At 73.3% G+C, this 19,458-nt stretch carries 23 protein-coding genes and 1 tRNA gene; 13 read left to right on the forward strand and 11 right to left on the reverse strand.

Features of this window, described 5'->3' with window-relative positions; genetic code table 11:
• Window positions 1-258, reverse strand: a complete 258-nt coding sequence (locus Q9250_RS12415) for a DUF6458 family protein (RefSeq protein ID WP_306232191.1) — start codon at window positions 256-258, stop codon at window positions 1-3.
• Window positions 259-429: 171 nt separating this feature from the next.
• Here Q9250_RS12415 and Q9250_RS12420 point away from each other — a divergent pair, with 171 nt between their 5' ends.
• From Q9250_RS12420 to Q9250_RS12440, 5 genes are all read left to right on the forward strand, one after another.
• Entirely contained in the window at window positions 430-1,488 is a 1,059-nt protein-coding gene (locus Q9250_RS12420; RefSeq protein WP_306232192.1) for a 3-isopropylmalate dehydrogenase, read from the forward strand.
• The gene (locus Q9250_RS12425; RefSeq protein ID WP_306232193.1) at window positions 1,485-2,573 is read left to right on the forward strand and encodes a branched-chain amino acid aminotransferase; all 1,089 of its coding nucleotides are present in this window, start codon (window positions 1,485-1,487) and stop codon (window positions 2,571-2,573) included. Before Q9250_RS12420 ends, Q9250_RS12425 begins: the two co-directional genes overlap by 4 nt.
• Window positions 2,573-3,346 (forward strand): fumarylacetoacetate hydrolase family protein, encoded by a 774-nt coding sequence (locus Q9250_RS12430; protein WP_306232194.1) that lies wholly within the window; start codon window positions 2,573-2,575, stop codon window positions 3,344-3,346. The genes Q9250_RS12425 and Q9250_RS12430 overlap by 1 nt, the downstream gene beginning before the upstream one ends.
• Window positions 3,347-3,430: 84 nt before the next feature.
• On the forward strand, window positions 3,431-4,138 hold the full coding sequence (locus Q9250_RS12435) for a DUF937 domain-containing protein (protein ID WP_306232195.1): 708 nt from the start codon (window positions 3,431-3,433) through the stop codon (window positions 4,136-4,138).
• Between the two features lie 75 nt (window positions 4,139-4,213).
• Window positions 4,214-4,540, forward strand: coding sequence for a helix-turn-helix transcriptional regulator (locus Q9250_RS12440; RefSeq protein ID WP_306232196.1), 327 nt, complete (start codon window positions 4,214-4,216; stop codon window positions 4,538-4,540).
• On the opposite strand, the gene Q9250_RS12445 is transcribed toward Q9250_RS12440, so the two are convergent.
• Window positions 4,509-5,213, reverse strand: a complete 705-nt coding sequence (locus tag Q9250_RS12445) for a permease prefix domain 1-containing protein (RefSeq protein ID WP_306232197.1) — start codon at window positions 5,211-5,213, stop codon at window positions 4,509-4,511. The genes Q9250_RS12440 and Q9250_RS12445 overlap by 32 nt on opposite strands.
• 37 nt (window positions 5,214-5,250) lie before the next feature.
• On the opposite strand from Q9250_RS12445, the gene gltX reads away from it, so the two are divergent.
• From gltX to Q9250_RS12465, 4 genes are all read left to right on the forward strand, one after another.
• On the forward strand, window positions 5,251-6,741 hold the full coding sequence (gene gltX / locus Q9250_RS12450) for a glutamate--tRNA ligase (RefSeq protein ID WP_306232198.1): 1,491 nt from the start codon (window positions 5,251-5,253) through the stop codon (window positions 6,739-6,741).
• Window positions 6,741-7,658 (forward strand): NAD(P)/FAD-dependent oxidoreductase, encoded by a 918-nt coding sequence (locus tag Q9250_RS12455; protein ID WP_306232199.1) that lies wholly within the window; start codon window positions 6,741-6,743, stop codon window positions 7,656-7,658. Before gltX ends, Q9250_RS12455 begins: the two co-directional genes overlap by 1 nt.
• 125 nt (window positions 7,659-7,783) lie before the next feature.
• Window positions 7,784-8,536, forward strand: a complete 753-nt coding sequence (locus Q9250_RS12460) for a hypothetical protein (RefSeq protein WP_306232200.1) — start codon at window positions 7,784-7,786, stop codon at window positions 8,534-8,536.
• A gap of 5 nt (window positions 8,537-8,541) precedes the next feature.
• A complete protein-coding gene (locus tag Q9250_RS12465; protein WP_306232201.1) occupies window positions 8,542-9,417 on the forward strand; it encodes an AraC family transcriptional regulator in 876 nt (291 codons plus the stop codon).
• 22 nt (window positions 9,418-9,439) lie between these two features.
• Here the strand turns inward: Q9250_RS12465 and Q9250_RS12470 are convergent, their stop codons facing one another.
• Entirely contained in the window at window positions 9,440-9,988 is a 549-nt protein-coding gene (locus Q9250_RS12470) for a DUF4287 domain-containing protein (protein WP_306232202.1), read from the reverse strand.
• Window positions 9,989-10,133: 145 nt separating this feature from the next.
• On the opposite strand from Q9250_RS12470, the gene Q9250_RS12475 reads away from it, so the two are divergent.
• Window positions 10,134-10,205: transfer RNA gene (locus Q9250_RS12475), tRNA-Gln, on the forward strand.
• A gap of 62 nt (window positions 10,206-10,267) precedes the next feature.
• Here the strand turns inward: Q9250_RS12475 and Q9250_RS12480 are convergent.
• The gene (locus tag Q9250_RS12480; protein ID WP_306232203.1) at window positions 10,268-10,609 is read right to left on the reverse strand and encodes a hypothetical protein; all 342 of its coding nucleotides are present in this window, start codon (window positions 10,607-10,609) and stop codon (window positions 10,268-10,270) included.
• An 83-nt stretch (window positions 10,610-10,692) separates the two neighbouring features.
• On the reverse strand, window positions 10,693-11,643 hold the full coding sequence (locus tag Q9250_RS12485; protein ID WP_306232204.1) for a PLP-dependent cysteine synthase family protein: 951 nt from the start codon (window positions 11,641-11,643) through the stop codon (window positions 10,693-10,695).
• Window positions 11,644-11,798: 155 nt separating this feature from the next.
• Here Q9250_RS12485 and Q9250_RS12490 point away from each other — a divergent pair, with 155 nt between their 5' ends.
• From Q9250_RS12490 to Q9250_RS12500, 3 genes are read left to right on the forward strand one after another with little or no spacing between them, the layout of a single operon-like run.
• A complete protein-coding gene (locus tag Q9250_RS12490) occupies window positions 11,799-12,044 on the forward strand; it encodes a PLDc N-terminal domain-containing protein (RefSeq protein ID WP_306232205.1) in 246 nt (81 codons plus the stop codon).
• A 34-nt stretch (window positions 12,045-12,078) separates the two neighbouring features.
• Entirely contained in the window at window positions 12,079-12,477 is a 399-nt protein-coding gene (locus tag Q9250_RS12495) for a DUF1304 domain-containing protein (RefSeq protein ID WP_306232206.1), read from the forward strand.
• A complete protein-coding gene (locus Q9250_RS12500; RefSeq protein ID WP_306232207.1) occupies window positions 12,477-12,875 on the forward strand; it encodes a DoxX family protein in 399 nt (132 codons plus the stop codon). Before Q9250_RS12495 ends, Q9250_RS12500 begins: the two co-directional genes overlap by 1 nt.
• Window positions 12,876-12,898: 23 nt before the next feature.
• Here the strand turns inward: Q9250_RS12500 and Q9250_RS12505 are convergent, their stop codons facing one another.
• From Q9250_RS12505 to cydB, 6 genes are all read right to left on the reverse strand, one after another.
• Window positions 12,899-14,173 (reverse strand): YihY/virulence factor BrkB family protein, encoded by a 1,275-nt coding sequence (locus Q9250_RS12505; protein WP_306232208.1) that lies wholly within the window; start codon window positions 14,171-14,173, stop codon window positions 12,899-12,901.
• 81 nt (window positions 14,174-14,254) lie between these two features.
• Window positions 14,255-14,794, reverse strand: coding sequence for a TetR/AcrR family transcriptional regulator (locus Q9250_RS12510; RefSeq protein WP_306232209.1), 540 nt, complete (start codon window positions 14,792-14,794; stop codon window positions 14,255-14,257).
• A complete protein-coding gene (locus Q9250_RS12515) occupies window positions 14,787-15,620 on the reverse strand; it encodes an alpha/beta fold hydrolase (protein WP_306232210.1) in 834 nt (277 codons plus the stop codon). The genes Q9250_RS12510 and Q9250_RS12515 overlap by 8 nt, the downstream gene beginning before the upstream one ends.
• Before the next feature lie 4 nt (window positions 15,621-15,624).
• Window positions 15,625-16,764 (reverse strand): ABC transporter transmembrane domain-containing protein, encoded by a 1,140-nt coding sequence (locus Q9250_RS12520; protein WP_306232211.1) that lies wholly within the window; start codon window positions 16,762-16,764, stop codon window positions 15,625-15,627.
• Window positions 16,761-18,425: a thiol reductant ABC exporter subunit CydD gene (gene cydD / locus Q9250_RS12525; protein ID WP_306233992.1), complete on the reverse strand. Its 1,665-nt coding sequence runs from the start codon at window positions 18,423-18,425 to the stop codon at window positions 16,761-16,763. The genes Q9250_RS12520 and cydD overlap by 4 nt, the downstream gene beginning before the upstream one ends.
• Window positions 18,422-19,456: a cytochrome d ubiquinol oxidase subunit II gene (gene cydB, locus Q9250_RS12530; RefSeq protein WP_306232212.1), complete on the reverse strand. Its 1,035-nt coding sequence runs from the start codon at window positions 19,454-19,456 to the stop codon at window positions 18,422-18,424. The genes cydD and cydB overlap by 4 nt, the downstream gene beginning before the upstream one ends.
• Window positions 19,457-19,458 lie beyond the last annotated feature (2 nt).

A 19,458-nucleotide genomic window follows, 5' to 3' on the forward strand; every position in this document is an offset into this window, starting at 1 on the left:
TCAGAGCAGGTCGTCGTTGCGCTCCGTGCGCTCGACGCGGGTGCCCGTGTCGGGATCGACGCGCGACCGCGAGACCGAGGTGCTGCGACCGGCTCGCGCCGCCATGATGATGCCGAAGAGGGTGACGAGCGCACCCGCCGCCAGCAGGATGTAGCCGATGAGGGTCCAGTTCGCGCCCTCCACCGCCCAGAGGGCGGGCACCGCCCACGCGACGATCGCGCCAACGGCCATGAGGAAGATGCCGAAGCCGATGCTCAAGGTGCTCTCCATTCGTCGGGGCGCCCCGGGACCAGGCCGCCGCTGGGGGGAATGTACCCCGCGAACCTGCACGCATCGCGGGAATCCTCTGCGCGGCTAGGCTGGATCCACGGTCCGCGAGGTCGCGGGAGCCGGTCGACGCGCACCTTCGCGTGCGCCCAGGGAGGAACTGTGGAGCAGCTGCGCCTTGCCGTCATCGCAGGAGACGGCATCGGTCAGGAGGTCACCCTCGAGGCCCGCAAGGCCATGCGAGCGGCGCTCGACGGGGTCGAGCTGGTCGAGACCGAGTACCGGCTCGGCGCGGCGCACTACCTCGAGACCGGCGAGGTGCTCGACGAGGCCACCCTCGCGAGCCTCGCGCAGCACGACGCGATCCTGCTCGGCGCGGTCGGCGGCGACCCCGCCGACCCGCGCCTGGCCGGCGGCATCGTCGAGCGCGGACTGCTGCTGCGCCTGCGCTTCGCGTTCGACCACCACGTGAACCTGCGGCCCACTCGGCTGCACCCCAAGGTCGAGAGCCCGCTGCGCGACCCCGGCGAGATCGACTTCGTGGTCGTGCGCGAGGGCACCGAGGGTCCCTACGTCGGCAACGGCGGCTCGATCCGCACCGGCACACCGCACGAGGTGGCGAACGAGACCAGCGTCAACACGGCCTTCGGCGTCGAGCGGGTGGTGCGCTTCGCCTTCGAGCTCGCCGAGCAGCGCAGCAGACGACTGACGCTCGTGCACAAGAAGAACGTGCTGGTGCACGCCGGCGGCCTGTGGCAGCGCATGGTCGACCAGGTCGGCGCTGAGCACCCCGATGTCGCCGTCGACTACCTGCACGTCGACGCCGCCATGATCTTCCTCGTCGACCGGCCCAGCCGCTTCGACGTGATCGTCACCGACAACCTGTTCGGCGACATCATCACCGACCTCGCGGGCGCCGTCGGCGGCGGCATCGGCCTGGCAGCCTCGGGCAACCTGAACCCGAGCGGCGAGTTCCCCAGCATGTTCGAGCCCGTCCACGGTTCGGCGCCCGACATCGCCGGCCGCGGCATCGCCGACCCCACCGCCGCGATCCTCTCTGCCGCGCTGCTCCTGGAGCACACCGGCCAGCCCGAGGCGGGCCAGCGCATCCGCACCGGCGTCGACGCCGACGTCGACGCGCGCGACGGCAGCGCCCGCACCACCAGCCAGGTCGGCGACGCCATCGCCGACCGCATCCGCACCGCGAAGGAGCAGGCATGACGCTCGAGTTCACGCTGACGCGATCCGCGCAGCCCGTCGCCGGCGACACCCGCCAGGGCGTGCTCGCCGAGCCCGGCTTCGGCCGCCACTTCACCGACCACATGGTCTCGATCGACTGGACGGTCGACGGCGGCTGGCACGACGCCCGCGTCGAGCCGTACGGCCCGCTGCAGATGGACCCTGCGTCGGCCGTGCTGCACTACGGCCAGGAGATCTTCGAGGGCATGAAGGCCTACCGCCGCGCCAACGGCTCGGTCTGGACCTTCCGCCCCGAGGAGAACGCGAAGCGCATGCAGCGCTCGGCCGCCCGCCTGGCGCTGCCGCAGCTGCCGGTCGACGACTTCGTCGAGGCCGTGCGGCAGCTGGTCGAGGTCGACGAGGCCTGGGTGCCCGAGGGCGGCGAGAACTCGCTGTACCTGCGCCCCTTCATGATCGCGAACGAGGTCTTCCTCGGCGTGCGCGCTGCGCAGACCGTGCGCTTCATGGTGATCGCCAGCCCGGCCGGCCCCTACTTCGCGGGCGGCGTGAAGCCCGTCTCGATCTGGCTCTCGACCGAGTACAACCGGGCGGGCAAGGGTGGCACCGGCGCCGCGAAGTGCGGCGGCAACTACGCCGCGAGCCTGCTGCCCACGCAGCAGGCGGCTGAGAACGGCTGCGCGCAGGTGCTGTTCCTCGACGAGTCGGGCAGCGACCTCGAAGAGCTCGGCGGCATGAACGTCGTGCTCGTCAAGGCCGACGGCACGCTCGTCACCCCCGAGTCCGAGTCGATCCTCGACGGCGTCACGCGCAACTCCCTGCTCCAGTTGGCGGCGGATGCCGGCCACACGGTCGAGCGACGCCCGGTCACCCTGTCGGAGTGGCGCGACGGCGTCGCCGACGGCTCGATCACCGAGGCCTTCGCCTGCGGCACCGCCGCCGTGCTGACCCCGATCGCCGCGCTGAAGAGCCCGGACGAGGTGATCGGCGATCCCGACGCGCCCGCCGGCCCGGTCGCGACCAGCCTGCGCAAGCAGCTGACCGACATCCAGTACGGCCGTGCCGACGACCGCCACGGCTGGATGCACCGGCTGACGGGTGCCCGCTGATGCGCGTCGCGCGCTTCGCCCACGGCGAGCGGATCGGCTACGGCGTCGTCGACGAGGACGCCCTGGTCGAGCTCGTCGGCGACCCGATCGTCGCTGGCTTCGACACCACCGGCACCCGCATCCCGCTCAGCGAGGTGCGCCTGCTGGCACCGGTCATCCCGCGCTCCAAGGTGGTCGCCGTCGGCCGCAACTACGCGAAGCACGCGGCCGAGCTGGGCAACGAGGTGCCGACCGAGCCGCTGGTGTTCCTGAAGCCCAACACCTCGGTCGTCGGCCCCGGCGACGCGATCGTGCTGCCGCCGGAGTCGCAGGACGTGCACTTCGAGGGCGAGATCGCGCTCGTGATCGGCCGGGTCGCTCGCCGGCTCACGAAGGCAAACGCGCTCCACGCCGTCTTCGGCGTGACCGTCGCGAACGACGTCACCGCCCGCGACCTGCAGCAGCGCGAGCCGCAGTGGGCGCGCGCGAAGGGCTTCGACACCTTCTGCCCGCTCGGCCCGGCGATCGAGACCGAGCCCGACTACAGCGCGCTCCGGCTCATCACCCGCGTCGACGGCGAGGTGCGGCAGGACGGGGTCTCGAGCGACTGGATCTTCGACGCACCGACCGTGCTCGAGTGGATCACCGCATCCATGACCCTGCTGCCCGGCGACGTCGTGCTGATGGGCACGCCCGAGGGCGTGGGCCCGATCGTGGCCGGCCAGACCGTCGAGGTCGAGGTGCCGGGCGTCGGCACGCTGCGCAACCCGGTGATCGCGCAGACCGTCGTCTGAGATCGACCTCCGCCCTCGGAGGTCGCGCCCCTAGGCTCTGCACCAGCGGCGGCGCCGGTCGCCGAGAGACTCGAGGAGGAGTCCATGTCGGAGATCCAGCAGCTGCTGTCGCAGCTTCCCGTGCAGCAGATCGCCCAGCAGGCGGGGGTGGGGGAGGACGAGGCGCGGCAGGCGCTCGAGGCGATCGTGCCGACGCTCGTCGGCGGCATGCAGGCGAACGCGCACGACCCGGCAGGGGCGCAGTCGCTGATGGGAGCGCTCGGCGCGCACGCAGGGCACTTCGACGAGCGCGTCGCGGGCGACGTCGACACCGCCGACGGCGAGAAGATCGTGCACAACATCTTCGGCGACAACACCGACCAGATCGCTCGGGCCGCGGGTGGCGGCGGCGCGCTCGGCGACATCATCAAGAAGATCCTGCCCATCGTCGCGCCCATGGTGATCGCCTGGATCGCCAATCGGCTCTTCAACCGGGGCGGCGGCCAGGCGGCCCCGACCGAGCAGGGGCAGGCGCCCACGCCCACGCAGGGCGGCGACTCGCCCTTCGGACAGGGCTCGGCAGGCGCAGAGCAGAAGATCCAGGTCCCGCAAGGGCAGTCGCCCACGCAGGGCCAGGGCCAGGCCCAGCAGCAGAGCGACGGCTTCGGCCTCGACGACCTGCTCGGCGGCATCCTCGGCGGCGGCTCGGGGCAGAGCGGCCAGGGCGGCGGCCAGAGCGGCGGCCAGGGCAGCGGCCCGCTCGGCCCGCTGGGCGACCTGCTCGGCGGCCTCCTCGGCGGCGGCCGCCGCTGACGCACGGGCGTCAGGGAGCCACGCCTTCCTGCAGTCTGTCTGCATATGCAGACAGGCTCACGCTAGAGTGTGCGCATGGCTTCCCCTGACGCGCTCCGCGGCCACGTCGACGCGATGCTGCTGTCGGTGCTCTCCGACGGTCCCGTGCACGGCTACGGTGCGATCGAGCGCATCCGCGCCCGCTCCGGTGGCGAGCTCGACTTCCCGAGCGGCACCGTCTACCCGGCGCTCAAGCGCCTCGAGCGGCGCGGCCTGATCGAGGGGGAGTGGGAGGCCGCGGGGCGCTCGAAGCGCGTCTACCGGCTGACGCCGGCTGGCGAGCGCTCGCTCGCCGAGCAGCGCAGCGAATGGGCGCTCACGGCGTCGCTGATCACGCGCGTGCTCGGCGCGGCGCGAGCCTGACGGCTCCCCACCGCACGAGCAGCATCGCCGCGGCCGCGGCCATCGCGCCGCCGACCAGCACGGTCAGGGTCACGAGCGCGATGAGCGTGGCCTGACCGTCAGCGGGCACGGCCACCATGCCGACCAGCGCGACGGCGCCGAGCACCAGTGCCGACGCGAACGCCAGCTGCAGCGCGGCGACGGCGACCAGCGCGGCCAGCGAGCCGGTGCGCCTGATCGCGAGCCAGCCCGCGACCGCGGCACCCGCACCGATCCATCCCGTGACGTCGAGCGCCCGCGAGACCGGCAGCATCCACGCCGCCGCGATCGGCACGCTGAACCCCGGCACCGCAGCCAGCGTCGTCATGCCGACGAACCACGCCAGCAGCAGGCCCACGGCGGCGATCGCCGCGACCGGCGCGAACCTGCGGCCGCGCTCGGCGAGCAGCTCCACCGACAGCTCGGTCGCCACCTGACGCGCATCGCCGAACTCTGCGACGACGGCGGATGCGGCGGTCGCCTCGGGCGCGCCGGCCCCGACCCGCGCGGCGACGGCCTCGCGCAGGTCGCCCTCGATCTCGCGCAGCAGCTCGCTGCGCTCGCGGCGCGAGGCCACGACGCCGCGCTCGAGGCGGCCGAGCAGCTCGGCGAGCGGTTCGGCGGCGGGGCGTGCCCGGGGGCGGAGGGACGGCATCGTCGGCGATTCTCCCACGCCTAGACTGGGATCCATCATGAGCGTCCCCTTCTCGACGGCGACGGGCAGCGATGTCGTCGTCCGCTTCTGCCCATCGCCCACCGGCACCCCGCACGTCGGCCTGATCCGCACCGCGCTGTTCAACTGGGCCTACGCGCGCCACCACGGCGGGAAGCTGGTCTTCCGCATCGAGGACACCGACGCGGCGCGCGACAGCCAGGAGTCGTACGAGCAGCTGCTCGACGCGATGCGCTGGCTCGGCATCGACTGGGACGAGGGCGTCGAGACCGGCGGCCCGCACGAGCCCTATCGGCAGTCGCAGCGCGGCGAGATCTACGCCGAGCTCGTCGAGCGCCTCAAGGCGGCGGGCCACCTCTACGAGTCGTTCGCGACCGCCGAGGAGATCGAGGCGCGCAACCTGGCGAACGGCCGCGACCCGCGGCAGGGCTACGACAACTTCGAGCGCGAGCTCACCGACGCCGAGCGGGCAGCACTGCGCGCCGAGGGCCGCCAGCCCAGCCTGCGGCTGCGCGTGCCCGACGAGGACCTCTCGTTCGACGACCTGGTGCGCGGCGAGATCACCTTCCCCGCCGGCTCGTTCAGCGACTTCGTGGTCGTGCGCCCCAACGGCGCCCCGCTCTACACGTTCGTGAACCCCGTCGACGACGCCCTGATGGGCGTCACCCACGTGCTGCGCGGCGAGGACCTGCTGTCGTCGACGCCCCGCCAGATCGCGCTCTACCGCGCGCTCGCCGACATCGGCGTCGCCACCGCGATCCCGCGCTTCGGCCACATGCCCTACGTGATGGGCGACGGCAACAAGAAGCTCTCGAAGCGCGACCCGCAGTCGAACCTGTTCCTGCTGCGCGAGGCCGGCTTCATCCCCGAGGGGCTGCTGAACTACCTGGCGCTGCTCGGCTGGTCGATCGCGCCCGACCGCGACGTCTTCAGCCGCGACGAGCTGATCGCGGCGTTCGACGTCGAGGACGTCAACCCGAACCCGTCGCGCTTCGACCCGAAGAAGGCCGAGTCGATCAACGGCGACCACGTGCGCATGCTGGCGCCCGACGACTTCGCGAAGCGCCTCGAGCCGTACCTCGGGCAGGTCTTCGGCGGTGCGCCCAGCGACGCGGAGCGCGCCCTGCTGCAGCAGGCGGCGCCGCTCGTGCAGGAGCGCATGCAGCTCATCGGCCAGGCCGAGGACATGCTGGGCTTCCTCTTCCTCGACGCCGAAGACATCCATCACGACCCCGACGCGGTCGCGAGCCTGGGCGACGACGCGCACGCGGTGCTCGAGGCCTCGCGCCGCGCGCTCGCCGAGCTCGAGACGTTCGATACCGCATCCATCGAGGCTGTGCTGCGGGAGGTGCTCATCGACGGGCTCGGCATCAAGCCGCGCTTCGCGTTCACGCCGCTGCGCGTGGCCGTCACCGGCCGCCGCGTCTCGCCGCCGCTGTTCGAGTCGATCGAGCTGCTCGGCCGCGAGTCGGCGCTCGCCCGCATCGACCGGCTGGCCGCGAGCGTCTGATGGCGACCGACGTCGACGTCGTCGTGATCGGCGCGGGGCCGGCGGGGCTTGCGGCGGCGCTCAACCTCGCTCGGCAGCAGCGCACGGTGCGGCTGCTCGACTCCAACCGCCCGCGGCACGCGGCGACGCTGCAGTCGCACGGCTTCCTGACGCGCGACGGCATCTCGCCGCTCGAGCTGCGCACGCTCGGCCGCGAGGAGGTGCTGCGCTACCCGACGGTCGAGCACGAGCGCACGATGGTGCGCCAGGTGGTCGCGGTCGAGGGCGGCTTCGCGGTGCAGGCCGAGCAGCCCGGCTCGCGCGCCGAGAGCGAGACGCGCGCCGCGGCGGTGCTGATCGCGACGGGCCTCAGCGAGACGCTGCCGCTGTCGCAGCACGTGCGGCCCTGGTACGGCACGAGCCTGCACTCCTGCATGGACTGCGACGGCTACGACAAGCGGGGCCAGGCGCTCGCCCTGATCGGCGAGACGCCCGACCTGGTCGACCGCGCGATGGTGATCCGCCGGCACACGGCCGACCTCGCGGTGTTCACGAACGGGTCGGATGCGGTGGGCGAGGCCGGTGAGGCACGGCTCGTCGAGCACGGGGTCACCCTCGTGCGCACGCCGATCGCGGCCATCGAGGGCGATCGCGACGGCATGCAGGCGATCGTGCTCGAGGACGGCAGCCGCAGCGTGCGCACGGGCGGCTTCGTGCGGCCGTGGTGGCACCCGCAGCTCGAGTTCGCCGAGTCGCTGGGCCTCGAGACCGACGAGGAGGGCCTCGTCGTGGTCGACCGGGCGCAGCGCGCCTCTGCCGAGGGCGTCTACGCCGCCGGCGACATCACGCCCGGCTTCCGGCAGCTGGCGGTCGCCGCGGGCGCCGGCACGATCGCGGCTTCGGTCATCAACCGCGACCTCATCGCGCGCGGCCGCTGACCGAGCGCGCGGGCGCAGTCGGAGGGCGCAGGACGCACGGCCCGCAGCCCAGCCCGCGCCTATCCCGCCCGTCGCCCGGGGAGTAGCCTGATCTGCACGCGGGACGCCGCGGAGGAGGCACTGCGATGACGCTCATCGACGAACGACCGGCTGAGTCTGGAGCGAGGCCGCTGTCGGCGCCGGAGCGCAAGGCGCGGCGCCGCAAGCTCTTCACCTGGCTGCTGCCGGCCATCGGGGTGGCGCTGATCGCGGGCCTGTTCGTGCTCACCCAGTCGCTGCTCGCTGGCGGCCTCGGCCAGGCGCGCGAGCCGCTGCCCGAGGAGGTGTCGGCGAACAACACGACGCAGTTCACCGAGGCAGGCACCTCGTACGCCGTGCAGTTCCAGGTCGTCACCCTCAACCTCACCGACGTGCCGATGGCGGCCGACCAGCTGGGCATGCCCGCCAACGGCCAGTCGGTGATCGCGCCGGGCTACGGCTTCCTCGACACCACCTTCTACGTCGGCGAGGGCGGCGGCCTCAACGGCCAGGGCTACTTCACCGAGATGATGTCGTCGGTGACCGCGACCACCGAGAACGGCGTCGTGCAGCGCTTCGACATGGCGCGCTCGCCGGTCGGCTGGGCCGAGTTCCCGTCGGCCATGCGCGCGGTCGAGACGGGCGCGGTCGCCTTCGGCTGGGCGATCGATCCGGCCGACATCGACGCGTTCGCCAGCGAGACCGCCGAGGCCGTGCGCCAGGGGCAGCCGAGCAGCTGGGAGATCTCGGCCGCGAACGCCATGGGCGTGCCGGTGAGCGGCCTGGTGCAGTGCACGGGCGACGGCATGTGCACGCTCAGCTACTCGGTCGACGTGAGCGGGCAGGGCGCCGGGCGCTGACGCCGGTGCGCTACCTCGAACGAGCTGCCCCCGCGGCGCTCGCGGGCATCGCGACGCGGCTGTGGGTGCTCGAGGTCGACGCCGAGCGGCCGTTCGAGAAGATCCTGCCGATGCCCTTCGTGCACCTGATCGTCAACCTGTCGGCGCCCTACCGCATCCATGACGCCGATGGCGGAGCGACGGTGGTGGCGGATGCCTTCGTCTCCCGTCTGCAGTCCGGGTGCCTGGTGATCGAACCGCCCGACCGCATCCGCCATGTGGGGGTCGAGCTGACGCCCGTGGGGCTGAGCGCGCTCGCGCCGGCAGAGCGCGCGCCGACGGCCACTGACCCGCCGAAAGCCGGCGCAGCCGCGGTGCGCGATGCCCGGGAGCTGCTCTTCGGCGTCGACGCGCTGGTCGAGCAGTTGGAGTCGATCGCGGCCGGTGCCGCGCCCCTCGAGTCGGCGCTCGACGTGCTCGAGGCGTTCCTGCTCGCGTCGACGGTGCGTGCGCCCGACGCGCTCGTGGTGCGGGCGCTCGCGGCGATCGACGACGACCCCGCGACGCCGGTGGCGGCGCTCGCCGCGGCGCTCGGCGTCTCGCAGCGCACGCTGATCGCGCGCTTCCGCGCTGCCACCGGCACCACCCCGAAGCAGCACCAGCAGGTGCTGCGGTTCCACCGCTTCATCGATGCGCTGCACGCCGCCCCGCAGGCGCGGCACGAGCCCGACTGGGCCGTGCTCGCGGTCGAGTCGGGCTTCTACGACCAGCCGCACGTCATCCGCGCCTTCCGGCGCTTCAGCGGCTGGACGCCGACCGGCTACCTGCGCATGGTCGCCGAGCACGGGCCGGATGCGGCGCACTTCGTGCCGCTCGACCGGCTGCCCTCGGCCGCGGCCTGACCGCCTCCGCTGCGGGGCCTGCTCACGCGATCGCGTACGCCTCGCGCAGCCAGCCCCGCAGCTCGTCGTCGACGTCGTCGATCGAGCCGAGGTCGACCCGGTGCGTGCACATGCCGCCCGCGGCCTTCAACCGCTCGGTGGGCGTCGCGGCGCCGAGGTTGATGCCGAGCTGCACGCGCTTGCCGCTCGCCGCCTCGACCACCGCGAACTGCTTGCGGCGGCGCAGCGACACGCTGGTGCGCTTCGGCGCGATCTCGACGTCGTGGCCGTAGCCGCGCACCTCGGCCAGCAGCGCATCGAGGATGGGTCGCAGCGCCGCCTTCGCCCCTGCGTACTGCGCGTCGACGAGGTCGTCGGCGCTCGAGTCGCCGGCGTGACGCGAGCGGTGCAGCAGCACGATCAGGTTGGCGAAGCCATGGCTGACGCCGTGCTCCGACTTCAGCAGCGCCATCGCCTGTCCGTGCTTCTCGAGCCCTGCGGCGTCGAGCACGCCGAACCACTCGTCGAGGCTCCGGCCGGTCTTCGCCGGCACGTTGTCGATCATCGTCTGCGTCGCAGCATCCACGTCCATGGGGCCGACGCTAGCGGCTCGTCGACCGCGGGGGATTGGACGAAGTTGACCCCGCCGCGGCGCCGTGCGCCGGGCGCGATTGGCGCGAACGGCCGGAGTTCGGTATGCTCGACTCTTGGTTCGCTTCGCCTCGGCGCGCGGCCATTGGGGTATGGTGTAATTGGCAACACGGAGGTTTCTGGTACCTTTGTTCTTGGTTCGAGTCCAGGTACCCCAGCACTTCGAAGCCCCCGCGACGCGGGGGCTTCTTCGCGTTCCGGGGTGGGCGCAGGCCGCGGATCAGCTCCAGATGTACTCCTCCGAGATGGCGCCGTCCTGCCAGTGCGCGACGGTCACCATGCGGCCTCCGCCCTCGAACTCGCCGACCACGCACGTCCACTCGCCGTCTCCGAAGCGAATCGGATGCGACGCGATCTGCGGCACCTCGCCGACGCTCTCGACGTAGGCCTTCATGGCGTCGATGTGCGCCAGCACGCCTTCGGTGCGGGGCTGACCCTTCCAGTCGACCACTACGTCGTCGGTGTGGTGGTCGGCGAAGACGCCTTGCCAGTCGGCCCTGTTCCAGCCCTCGAAGTCGAGCTTGTCCATGCCGTCGAGGTTCCGCTGCACGTCATCGGCCACGATGGCCTCCTCTGCTCGGGCGCGCCCAGCCGACGAGCGGTCGCACGACGGCGGCGTCGCAGCTCGACCGTACGCTCGTCGGCTCAGCTCCGGAAGAGGTCGCCCGCGAGGTACTTGAGGCCGGTGGCCGTGGCCACGGTGACGATCGTGCCGCCAGGCCCAAGTGCCATCGCGAGCTGCAGCGCCCCGGCGACGTTGAGGGCGCTCGACGTGCCCGCGAAGATGCCCTCCTGCTGGGCCAGCGGCAGGGCCAGCGCCCGCGCGTCGGCCTCGTCGATCGCGCGCGCGTCGTCGACCATGCCCGGCGTCAGCATGGGCGGCACGATGCCGGTCGCGACGCCCTCCACCCGGTGCGGGCCGGCGCGGCCCTCGGTGAGCATGGGGGAGGAGGCCGGCTCGAGCGCGACCACCCGCACGTGCTCCGGCTGCTGCCGCAGCGCCGAGGCGACGCCGACCAGCATGCCCGCGGTGCCGACGCCGGCGCAGAACGCGTCGATGCGCATCCCCGCGGCCGCGGTCTCGTCGAGCACCTCCCTGCCCATCGCCGCATACCCGACCAGGGCATCCGTGTTGTGGAACTGATCGACCCAGTGGGCGCCGTCGCGCTCGACGATCGCATCGACCGCCTGCCGCATCCGCACGAACAGGTCGGGCGTGATGCGCCCGCCCCCGCTCGGCACGATCGTGAGGTCGGCGCCGAACGCGCGCATGGTGGCGAGCTTCTCGGGCGAGAAGGCGTCGGAGGAGACGATCGACAGCGGGTAGCCCTTCACGGCGCAGACGAAGGCGAGCGACGACCCGGTGCTGCCGCCCGAGAACTCCACGAGCCGCTGGCCGGGCCGCAGCTCGCCGCGCCGCTCGGCGCCCTCGACGACGGCGAGCGCCATGCGGTCCTTGTAGCTGCCGGTCGGGTTGCCGCCCTCGAGCTTCACGAGCACGGTCGCCGCGCCCTCGGGCACGAGCCGCCGCAGTCGCACGAGCGGCGTGCTGCCGATCGCCTCGAGCGCAGACTCGCGGATGCCGTCGGTCGCCATGCGCACCTCGCCTTCGCGCGGAGCGCCGACGTCGCGCCGGCGAGCGGGCCGCGCAGCTCGGAATCTACTCCGGCACGCAGGCGCCGGGGAGGGGCGGATCCCGCGCAGCTCGTCGGCGATGTGCGATGATGCGGCGAACAGACGGAAGGCTGGTCATGGGCGACTTCTTCTTCGGCCTCAGCACGGTGATGACGGTGCTGCCCCTCGTCGCCTTCCTGGTGTGGGCCGCGACCTGCGTCTGGGCGATCGGGAAGCTGCTGCGCATGGACGTGGCGCTCGTGAGCAAGCTGCTCTGGGCGCTGGCGATCCTCGCCTTCCCGCTCTTCGGCCTCGTCGCCTTCCTGCTGCTCGCCGACCGCACGACGCAGCTCGAGCGCGAGCTGGGCATCCGCCGCTACTGACCGGCTCAGCCACCGCGCGCCTAGACTGCCGCGCATGGACCTCGCCGTCATCGCCTGCATCGCCGCCGCGCTGGCCGCGGCCGTGCACGGCTACATCTTCGTGCTCGAGACGCTCCGCTGGGAGGAGCCGGGCACCCGGCGCGTGTTCGGCACGACCCCTGAGCAGGCGGCGCAGTCGCGGCAGCTCGCTGCCAACCAGGGCGTCTACAACCTGCTGCTCGGGCTCGCGGCGCTCGCGGGCGTCGTCGCGATCGTCGCCAGCGCACGCGTGCCGGGCCTCGCGGTGCTGCTGACGGCGACGGGCATCATGCTGGCCGCGGCGCTGTACCTCGTGGTCTCTGACCGCACGAAGGGCCGGGCGGCGCTCGTGCAGGGCTTCTTCCCGGCGATCGCCGTCATCACCGGGCTGATCGCGCTTGGCCAGGCGGGCTGATGGGCGCCCGGGGCGTCGCCCGCGTCGCGCTCGGCGGCGCGCTGATCTTCGCCGGCATCAGCCACCTCTCCTTCGCGCGCAAGGACTTCCGGGCGCAGGTGCCCGACACGGTCGTCGAGCTCTCGCCGCTCAGCGAGGACGCCGTCGTGCTCGGCTCCGGCGTCGTCGAGGTCGCGCTCGGCAGCGCGATCGCCTTCGCGCCGCGACCGCACCGCCCGCTGGTGGGCACGGTCGCCGCAGCGTTCTTCGCGGCGGTGTTCCCCGGCAACATCTCGCAGTGGCTGCACGGCCGCGACGCGTTCGGCCTCGACACCGACGAGCGCCGCTTCAACCGCCTGTTCTTCCAGCCCGTGCTGATCGCCTGGGCGCTCTTGTCGACGCGCGAGCCGCGCCGCTGACGCTGCCCTGACGCCCCGTCGGCTCAGTCCTTGTCGCGACGCGGGAAGATGCCGAGGAACCGGCGCCGGCCCGGTCGGTCGCGCCCAGCGCTGCCGACCGGCTCGCGGGCGGATTCCCGGCCGCGCTCCTGCGCTTCGCGTCCCTCGGAGCCCTCGGACGCATCCGCACCACGACTGTCACCGGCGTCGTCGGGGTCATCGTCGTCGGCGTGCCGCTCGCGCAGCTCCCGGCCCTCGGACTCCAGCGTCGCGCGCTGCTTCGCCAGCTTCTCGACCTTCTTCGTGCCGCGCGGCGGCAGCTGGATCGCCGACTCTGCCTCGATGCCCGCCTGCAGCTGCCGGGCGCGCTCGACCTCCGCGTCGATCTCGGCGCCCAGCAGCAGCACGATGTTGAAGATCCAGAGCGCGAACAGCAGCGCCATCACCGCGCCGATGGCGCCGTAGGCGCTGTAGCCCGAGGAGAGCGCGAAGTAGATCGACAGCCCGGCCGCAGCGAGGGCGATGCCGATCACGGCGACGACCGACCCGATGCTGACCCAGGTGAACTTGGGCTGCTGCAGGTTGGGCGCCAGGTAGTAGAGCAGCGCGATCATCAGCACGACGAGCACGAGGATGACGGGCCACTTCACCCATGCCCAGATCGGCAGGAACGTCTGCGACATGAACGCCAGCAGATCGCCGAGGCCGAGCGGCTCGGCGATCGGGCCCAGCACGCCCAGCACGAGCGTCTCGTTGACCGCGAGCGACAGCAGCACCAGCACGATGCCGACGAGCAGCGCCACGGTGATGAGCAGCATCGTCGCGGTCTGCTTGATGAGGCCGCGCCCCTCCTCGATGCCGTAGACGATGTTCATGCAGCGCGAGAACGCCTTCACATAGGCGGATGCGGCCCATACGGCCGTCGCGATGCCGATGATCAGCGCGATCACGCCGCCGGTCGCCGACGTCGTCAGCGTCTCGACCAGGTCGACGACGAGGGACTGCGCGTCGCCGGGCACGTACTGCTGCACGACGTCGTCGACGAGCGTCGTCACCGTGTCGGCGTTGCTGGCGAGCACCAGCGCGATGATCGAGAAGACCGCGAGCAGCCCGGGCGCGAGCGAGAGCACGGTGTAGTACGTGAGCATCGCCGCGAGGTCGGTGCCGTGATCGGTGCTGAACTCCTTGAGCGCGCGCTTGACGGCGTACTTCCAGCTCGCCCCCTCGAGCTTGGGCGGATCGTCGGGCTTCTCGTCGTGATCGGGTGCCGGCGCATCCGCGGCGTCGAGGGTGGCATCGATGGGGTCTCTGCTCGACACGGGGTCTCCTCTGCTCGCGCTCCGTCGTGGGGGTCGCACTGTACCCCAGTCGGCTCGATCTGTCCCCCGAAGAGGGGCGCCTCAGCCCCCGACGATGCGATCGACCAGGAGGCCGAAGGATGCGTCGAGGTCGGTGGGCAGGCCGAAGCCGCCGGCCGCCTCCAGCGTCGCGAAGCCGTGCGCGGCCGCGCGCAGGGCGCGCAGCGCGTGGACGGCGTCGTCGCCCCGGCGGTCGGCCACCGCGCGCTCGGCGAGCGCCATCACGCGGGCGCCCGCAGCCTCGAGCTCCGGGTGCCCGACGGGGCGCGCAGGGAGCGCGCGGTAGCGCGCCGGGTGCCGCACCGCGAACGACCGGTACGCGTGCAGGAACGCGCGTGCCGCATCCGCCCCCGAACGCTCGCCCACGGCGGCCTCGAGCGCATCGCCGAGATCGCGGTAGATGCGCGCGCCGACGAGGGCTTCGAGCTCGGCGAGCCCGGCGACGTGCTTGTAGAGCGACGGCGGCTTGACGTCGGCTCGGGCGGCGACGGCACCGAGCGACAGCGGAGCCCCGCCGGTCGCGTCGAGCTCGGCGAGCGCGAGGTCGACGAGCGCTGCGGGCGAGAGGCCTGCCCTAGGCACGGGGCGCCGCCACGCTCCAGCCGACGCGGCGCGCGAGCTCGAGCACGGCCTCGGCCGTCTCGGCGGGGCGCTCGCTGTGCGGGTAGTGACCGGCGCCCGCGATCATGCGCACCTCGCTCGCGCCGCCGACGGCATCGGCGTAGGCGCGCGCCTCGGCCGCGGGGTCGGCGAAGTCGGGATCGCGATCGCCCATCAGCACGAGCACCGGCGCCTGCTGCGCGGCGCGCGCGCCGACGGCGTCCTTGGTGGTGCCCGCGCCCATCGCGACCAGCGCGTCGGTGCCGCCCGGCCGCCGCAGCGACGCGACGATGCGGCGGCGGTGGGCCGCGAGGTCGGCGGGCGGGGCCTTGTGCAGCGAGCGGTAGAACAGCGACCAGAGCAGTGGCGTGCGGGTGACGAGCCGCGTGATCGCCGCCATCGCGCGCGACGGCTTCGGCGTCGTCGCCCAGGGCGCGATCGCGACGGCGCCGACGATCGCGGTCGGGGCGAGCTGGGTGGCGAGCAGGGCGCTGTCGGGCGTGAACGAGTGGCCGACCACGATCGCCGGCCCGCCGAGCCGCTCGACGAGCGCGACCGCAGCGCGGGCGATCTGCTCCTGCCCGACCGGCGCCGGGCTGATGCCCGAGTCGCCGTGCCCGGGCAGGTCGAGGGTCGCGACCCGCAGCCCGGCTGCGGTCAGCAGGGGCACGACGTGGCGGTAGGCGCTGCGCAGATCGCCCATGCCGGGCAGGCAGACGACGAGCGGCCCGTGCGCGGGGCCGGCGAGCTCGTAGGCGAGCGCGACCCCGTCGAGGTCGAAGGTGGCGGATGCGTCGGTGGGGCTCATGCAGTCAGGCTAATGGCATTAGCCAACTCGCGCAAGGGATGCATGGCGGTGCGCAGGCGTCCGTGCCGGATCCACGGGCAGTGCCCGGCGGGCAGCCGCACGCGGCTACTCGCCGGGCGCGCGGCGACCCCTCGCCTGAGCGGGCCGGCGCCGATCGCCGTCGCAGGCTGGTGACGCGCCTAGGGCGTGTCTCCCATACGTGGGGTGATTGACGCGCGATTGCGGCGACCCGCTCGGCGGCCGCGCGCGACTCGCGCCAGGCGATCACGGCGGGCGGCACGGCGCCCCACACCTCGAACACCGCGAGGCCGATCAGGGCGACGAGCGCGGCGGTGCGGCCGTCGAGCGCGCCGCTCGCGACCTCGGGCGCCGCGATCAGCACGGCGACGAGCACGCTCCCGCCGGCGGCGAGCGCGATGAGCGCGCTGCCGGCGCCCGCGGCGAGCGCGTGCCGGCGCGCGCGCCGGGCGATCTCTGCGTCGAGCTGCTCGATCTCGGCGCGCCGCTGCCGCTCGGCGCCGTAGGCGCGCAGCAGGTCGAGCGCGCGCACGTGGTCGACGAGCGCGCTCTCGAGCTGCGAGCGCAGGGGTCCGAGGGATGCGTCGGCCCGGCCCGCGATGCGCGCCGTCAGGAGCGCAGACACGCCGCCCGCGAGCAGCACAGCCACCAGCAGGGCGAGGCCAGCCGCCGGCAGGAGCCAGGCCACGGTGGCGATCGCGAGGCCGACGGCGATGCCGCTCGACGTCAGCGGGCCGAGCACCCGCAGCGGCCAGTCCTGCAGCCGGTCGACGTCGCCGACGAGCCGCGGCATCAGCTCGCTCGAGCGCCCCACCCCGACGGGTGCGACGGGCCGCAGCCGCTCGAAGGCCGAGCGGCGGGCGTTGCCGAGCATGCGGAAGGCGGCGTCGTGCGAGACGAGCCGCTCGAGGTAGCGGCCGCTCGCGCGGCCGACGGCGAAGGCGCGCACTCCGACGATCGCCATCTGCAGGTGCAGGATGGGCGGCTGGAACCAGGCTGCGGCCAGCAGCCAGCCCGCGGTGGCCATGAGCGCGATCGACATCACCGACGTCAGCGCCGCCGCCGCGATCGCGCCGGTCAGCTGCCGCCGCTGCCCGAGCGACGCGAGCACCTCGCGGCCGGTCATGCGGGCACCTCCGCACCGACCCGCACGACGCGGTCTGCCGCGGCGATCACGGCGGGCCGGTGGCTGGCGACGAGCACGATCGCGCCGTCGTCGGCCGCGGCACGCAGGCCCGCGACCACCTGGCGCTCGGTGCCCTCGTCGAGAGCGCTGGTCGGCTCGTCGGCCAGCAGCACCGCAGCCCCCGTCGCGACCCGGTGCAGCGCGCGGGCGAGCACGACCCGCTGCGCCTGACCGCCGGAGAGGCCGAGCGAGCCGCCGGTCGCGGGCTCGATGCGGGCGTCGAGCTCCACGGCCACGCCCGCGCGGGCGAGGGCCGACCGCAGCGCGTCGTCGTCGGCGTCGGCCGCGCCGAGCGCGAGGTTCTCGCGCACGGTGCCGGTGACCACCGCGTCCCACGACCCCTGCGGCGCCCAGGCCCAGGACGACGCATCCGGCACCCCACCGTCGAGCGTCACGCGGCCCCGCGCCGGGGCGAGGCCGAGCAGCCCGGCGATCAGGCTGGTCTTGCCGGCGCCGGAGGGTCCGGCGATCACCACCAGCTCGCCAGGGGTCGCCGTGAGCGACACGGGCGGCAGCCAGCGGTCGCCGCGGCGCACCTCGAGCGCGTCGACCACAAGGCCGTGCGCCTGGACGTCGCGCGCCGTGGCCGATCCCGCGTCGCCCGTGGGCCGCTCGTCGACCGCCGGCGCCTCGATCAGGTCGATCACGGCGCGCGACGCCTCGATGCCCTCGGTGGAGGCGTGATAGGCCGCACCGACCTGCCGGACCGGCAGGAACGCATCCGGCACCAGGATCAGCACGCTGAACGCCAGGCCCAGTGCCATGTCGCCGTCGACGAGGCGGATGCCGACCGAGACCGCCACGACCGCGACCGAGAGCGCGCCGGCCAGCTCGAGCACCATCGACGAGACGAACGAGACGCGCAGCACCGACATCGTGCGCTCCCGGTGCTCGTCGCTCAGCGCGTCGACCCGCTTGGCCGCGCGGCGGTCGCGGCCGAACAGGCGCAGGGTCGCGAGCCCCTCGAGCGTGTCGAGCCACGAGCGGGCGAGCTTGCTGGTCGCGGCCCACTGGTCGCGCTGCACCTTCTCGGTGGCGAGGCCGATCAGCACCATGAAGATCGGGATGAGCGGCAGGCAGACGAGCACGGCGATGCCGCTGAAGGAGTCCTGCAGCCACAGCGCGACGACGATGATCGGGGTCGCGACGAACGTGCGCACCAGCTGCGGCAGGAACTGGCCGAACCAGCCGTCGAGGGCGGTCAGGCCGCGGCCCAGCGCCGTCGCGGTGTCGGCGGCCCCAGTCGGGCTGCCGTGCTCGCCGATGCGGGCGAGCGCAGCCGTGCGCAGCTGCGACTGCACCCGGGCCGCCGCCACCGGCGCCATCGATGCGGACGCCCAGCTCGCCCCGGCCCGCACCAGCACCGCGACCGCCGCGGCCGCGACGTCGGGCACGATCGCGGCGGGCGGCGCGCCCTGCACGAGCGCGCCGATGGCGTGCCCGGCGAACCACGCGAAGGCGATGATCGCCGCGGTCTGCACCAGCGCGACGAGGCCCTCGACCAGCAGGTGGCCGCGTGCCCCGGGAGCGTGCCGGAGCAGGCGCGGATCGAGCGGGCCGCGCCTGGCGCGGCCGCCCGGGAGCGGTGCGGCGTCGCTCAGTGCGCTGCCGTCTCGAGGGCCTGCACGGTGACCCGCTTGCGGAACACCCAGTAGGTCCAGGCCTGGTAGGCGAGGATCATCGGCAGGCAGATGAGCGCCGCCCACGACATGACCTCGAGCGTGTACTGCGACGACGACGCGTTCGCGATCGTGAGCCCCACGAAGCCGTCGGTCGGGTTCGACGCCGGCATGACGAAGGGTCCGCCGACGCGCGTCGCGAGCGACATGTAGAGCGTCAGCACGGCAAGGCCGACGGTCGCTGCCGTGAATCCGAACGCCCAGCCGTCGCGCTGCACGCGGTTCGCGATCCACGCGGCGACGCAGGTGACCACGGCCAGCGCGGCGAGCACGATGACGAGGAGCGTCGGGTTCTGCAGCACCGTCCAGACCAGGAACACAACGGCCAGCACCGCGGCGCCGATCAGTGCCTTGTCTGCCAGACCGTGCGCGCGCTCCTTGAGCTCGCCGTCGGTCTTCAGCGAGAGGAACACGGCGCCGTGCGCCAGGCACAGCGCCACCAGCACGATGCCGCCGAGCAGCGCGTAGGGGTTGATCAGGCTGAGCAGGCCGCCGGTCATCAGCGCGCCGCCCTGGTGGGGCTCCATCGGGAGGCCCTGCGCGAGGTTCGCGAACGCGACGCCCCAGACGAGGGCGGGCACGACCGAGCCGACGGTGATGCAGAGGTCCCAGCCGGCGCGCCACCGCGCGGAGTCGCGCTGATGACGGAACTCGAACGAGACGGCGCGGGCGATGAGCGCCAGCAGCAGCACGAGCAGGGCCAGGAAGAAGCCGGAGAACATCGTCGCGTACCACTCGGGGAACGCCGCGAACATGCAGGCGCCGGCGACGATGAGCCAGGTCTCGTTGAGGTCCCAGACAGGACCGATGGCGTTGATGATGCGGCGGCGGTCGGTCTCGGAGCGGCCGAGCACCGGCAGCGCCATGCCGACGCCGAAGTCGAAGCCGTCGAGCACGAAGTAGACGACGAACATGGCGCCGATGATGAGGAACCAGACGAGCTGCAGATCCACGA

Source organism: Agrococcus beijingensis (assembly GCF_030758955.1).
GTDB lineage: Bacteria > Actinomycetota > Actinomycetes > Actinomycetales > Microbacteriaceae > Agrococcus > Agrococcus beijingensis.

Coding starts and splice junctions, on each gene's coding strand:
- Q9250_RS12425 (WP_306232193.1), top strand. CDS start 1,485: ATGACGCTCGAGTTCACGCTGACGCGATCCGCGCAGCCCGTCGCCGGC.
- Q9250_RS12445 (WP_306232197.1), bottom strand. CDS start 5,213: ATGCCGTCCCTCCGCCCCCGGGCACGCCCCGCCGCCGAACCGCTCGCC.
- Q9250_RS12430 (WP_306232194.1), top strand. CDS start 2,573: ATGCGCGTCGCGCGCTTCGCCCACGGCGAGCGGATCGGCTACGGCGTC.
- Q9250_RS12435 (WP_306232195.1), top strand. CDS start 3,431: ATGTCGGAGATCCAGCAGCTGCTGTCGCAGCTTCCCGTGCAGCAGATC.
- Q9250_RS12495 (WP_306232206.1), top strand. CDS start 12,079: ATGGACCTCGCCGTCATCGCCTGCATCGCCGCCGCGCTGGCCGCGGCC.
- Q9250_RS12500 (WP_306232207.1), top strand. CDS start 12,477: ATGGGCGCCCGGGGCGTCGCCCGCGTCGCGCTCGGCGGCGCGCTGATC.
- Q9250_RS12470 (WP_306232202.1), bottom strand. CDS start 9,988: ATGGACGTGGATGCTGCGACGCAGACGATGATCGACAACGTGCCGGCG.
- Q9250_RS12455 (WP_306232199.1), top strand. CDS start 6,741: ATGGCGACCGACGTCGACGTCGTCGTGATCGGCGCGGGGCCGGCGGGG.
- Q9250_RS12460 (WP_306232200.1), top strand. CDS start 7,784: ATGACGCTCATCGACGAACGACCGGCTGAGTCTGGAGCGAGGCCGCTG.
- gltX (WP_306232198.1), top strand. CDS start 5,251: ATGAGCGTCCCCTTCTCGACGGCGACGGGCAGCGATGTCGTCGTCCGC.
- Q9250_RS12485 (WP_306232204.1), bottom strand. CDS start 11,643: ATGGCGACCGACGGCATCCGCGAGTCTGCGCTCGAGGCGATCGGCAGC.
- Q9250_RS12520 (WP_306232211.1), bottom strand. CDS start 16,764: ATGACCGGCCGCGAGGTGCTCGCGTCGCTCGGGCAGCGGCGGCAGCTG.
- Q9250_RS12515 (WP_306232210.1), bottom strand. CDS start 15,620: ATGAGCCCCACCGACGCATCCGCCACCTTCGACCTCGACGGGGTCGCG.
- Q9250_RS12490 (WP_306232205.1), top strand. CDS start 11,799: ATGGGCGACTTCTTCTTCGGCCTCAGCACGGTGATGACGGTGCTGCCC.
- Q9250_RS12440 (WP_306232196.1), top strand. CDS start 4,214: ATGGCTTCCCCTGACGCGCTCCGCGGCCACGTCGACGCGATGCTGCTG.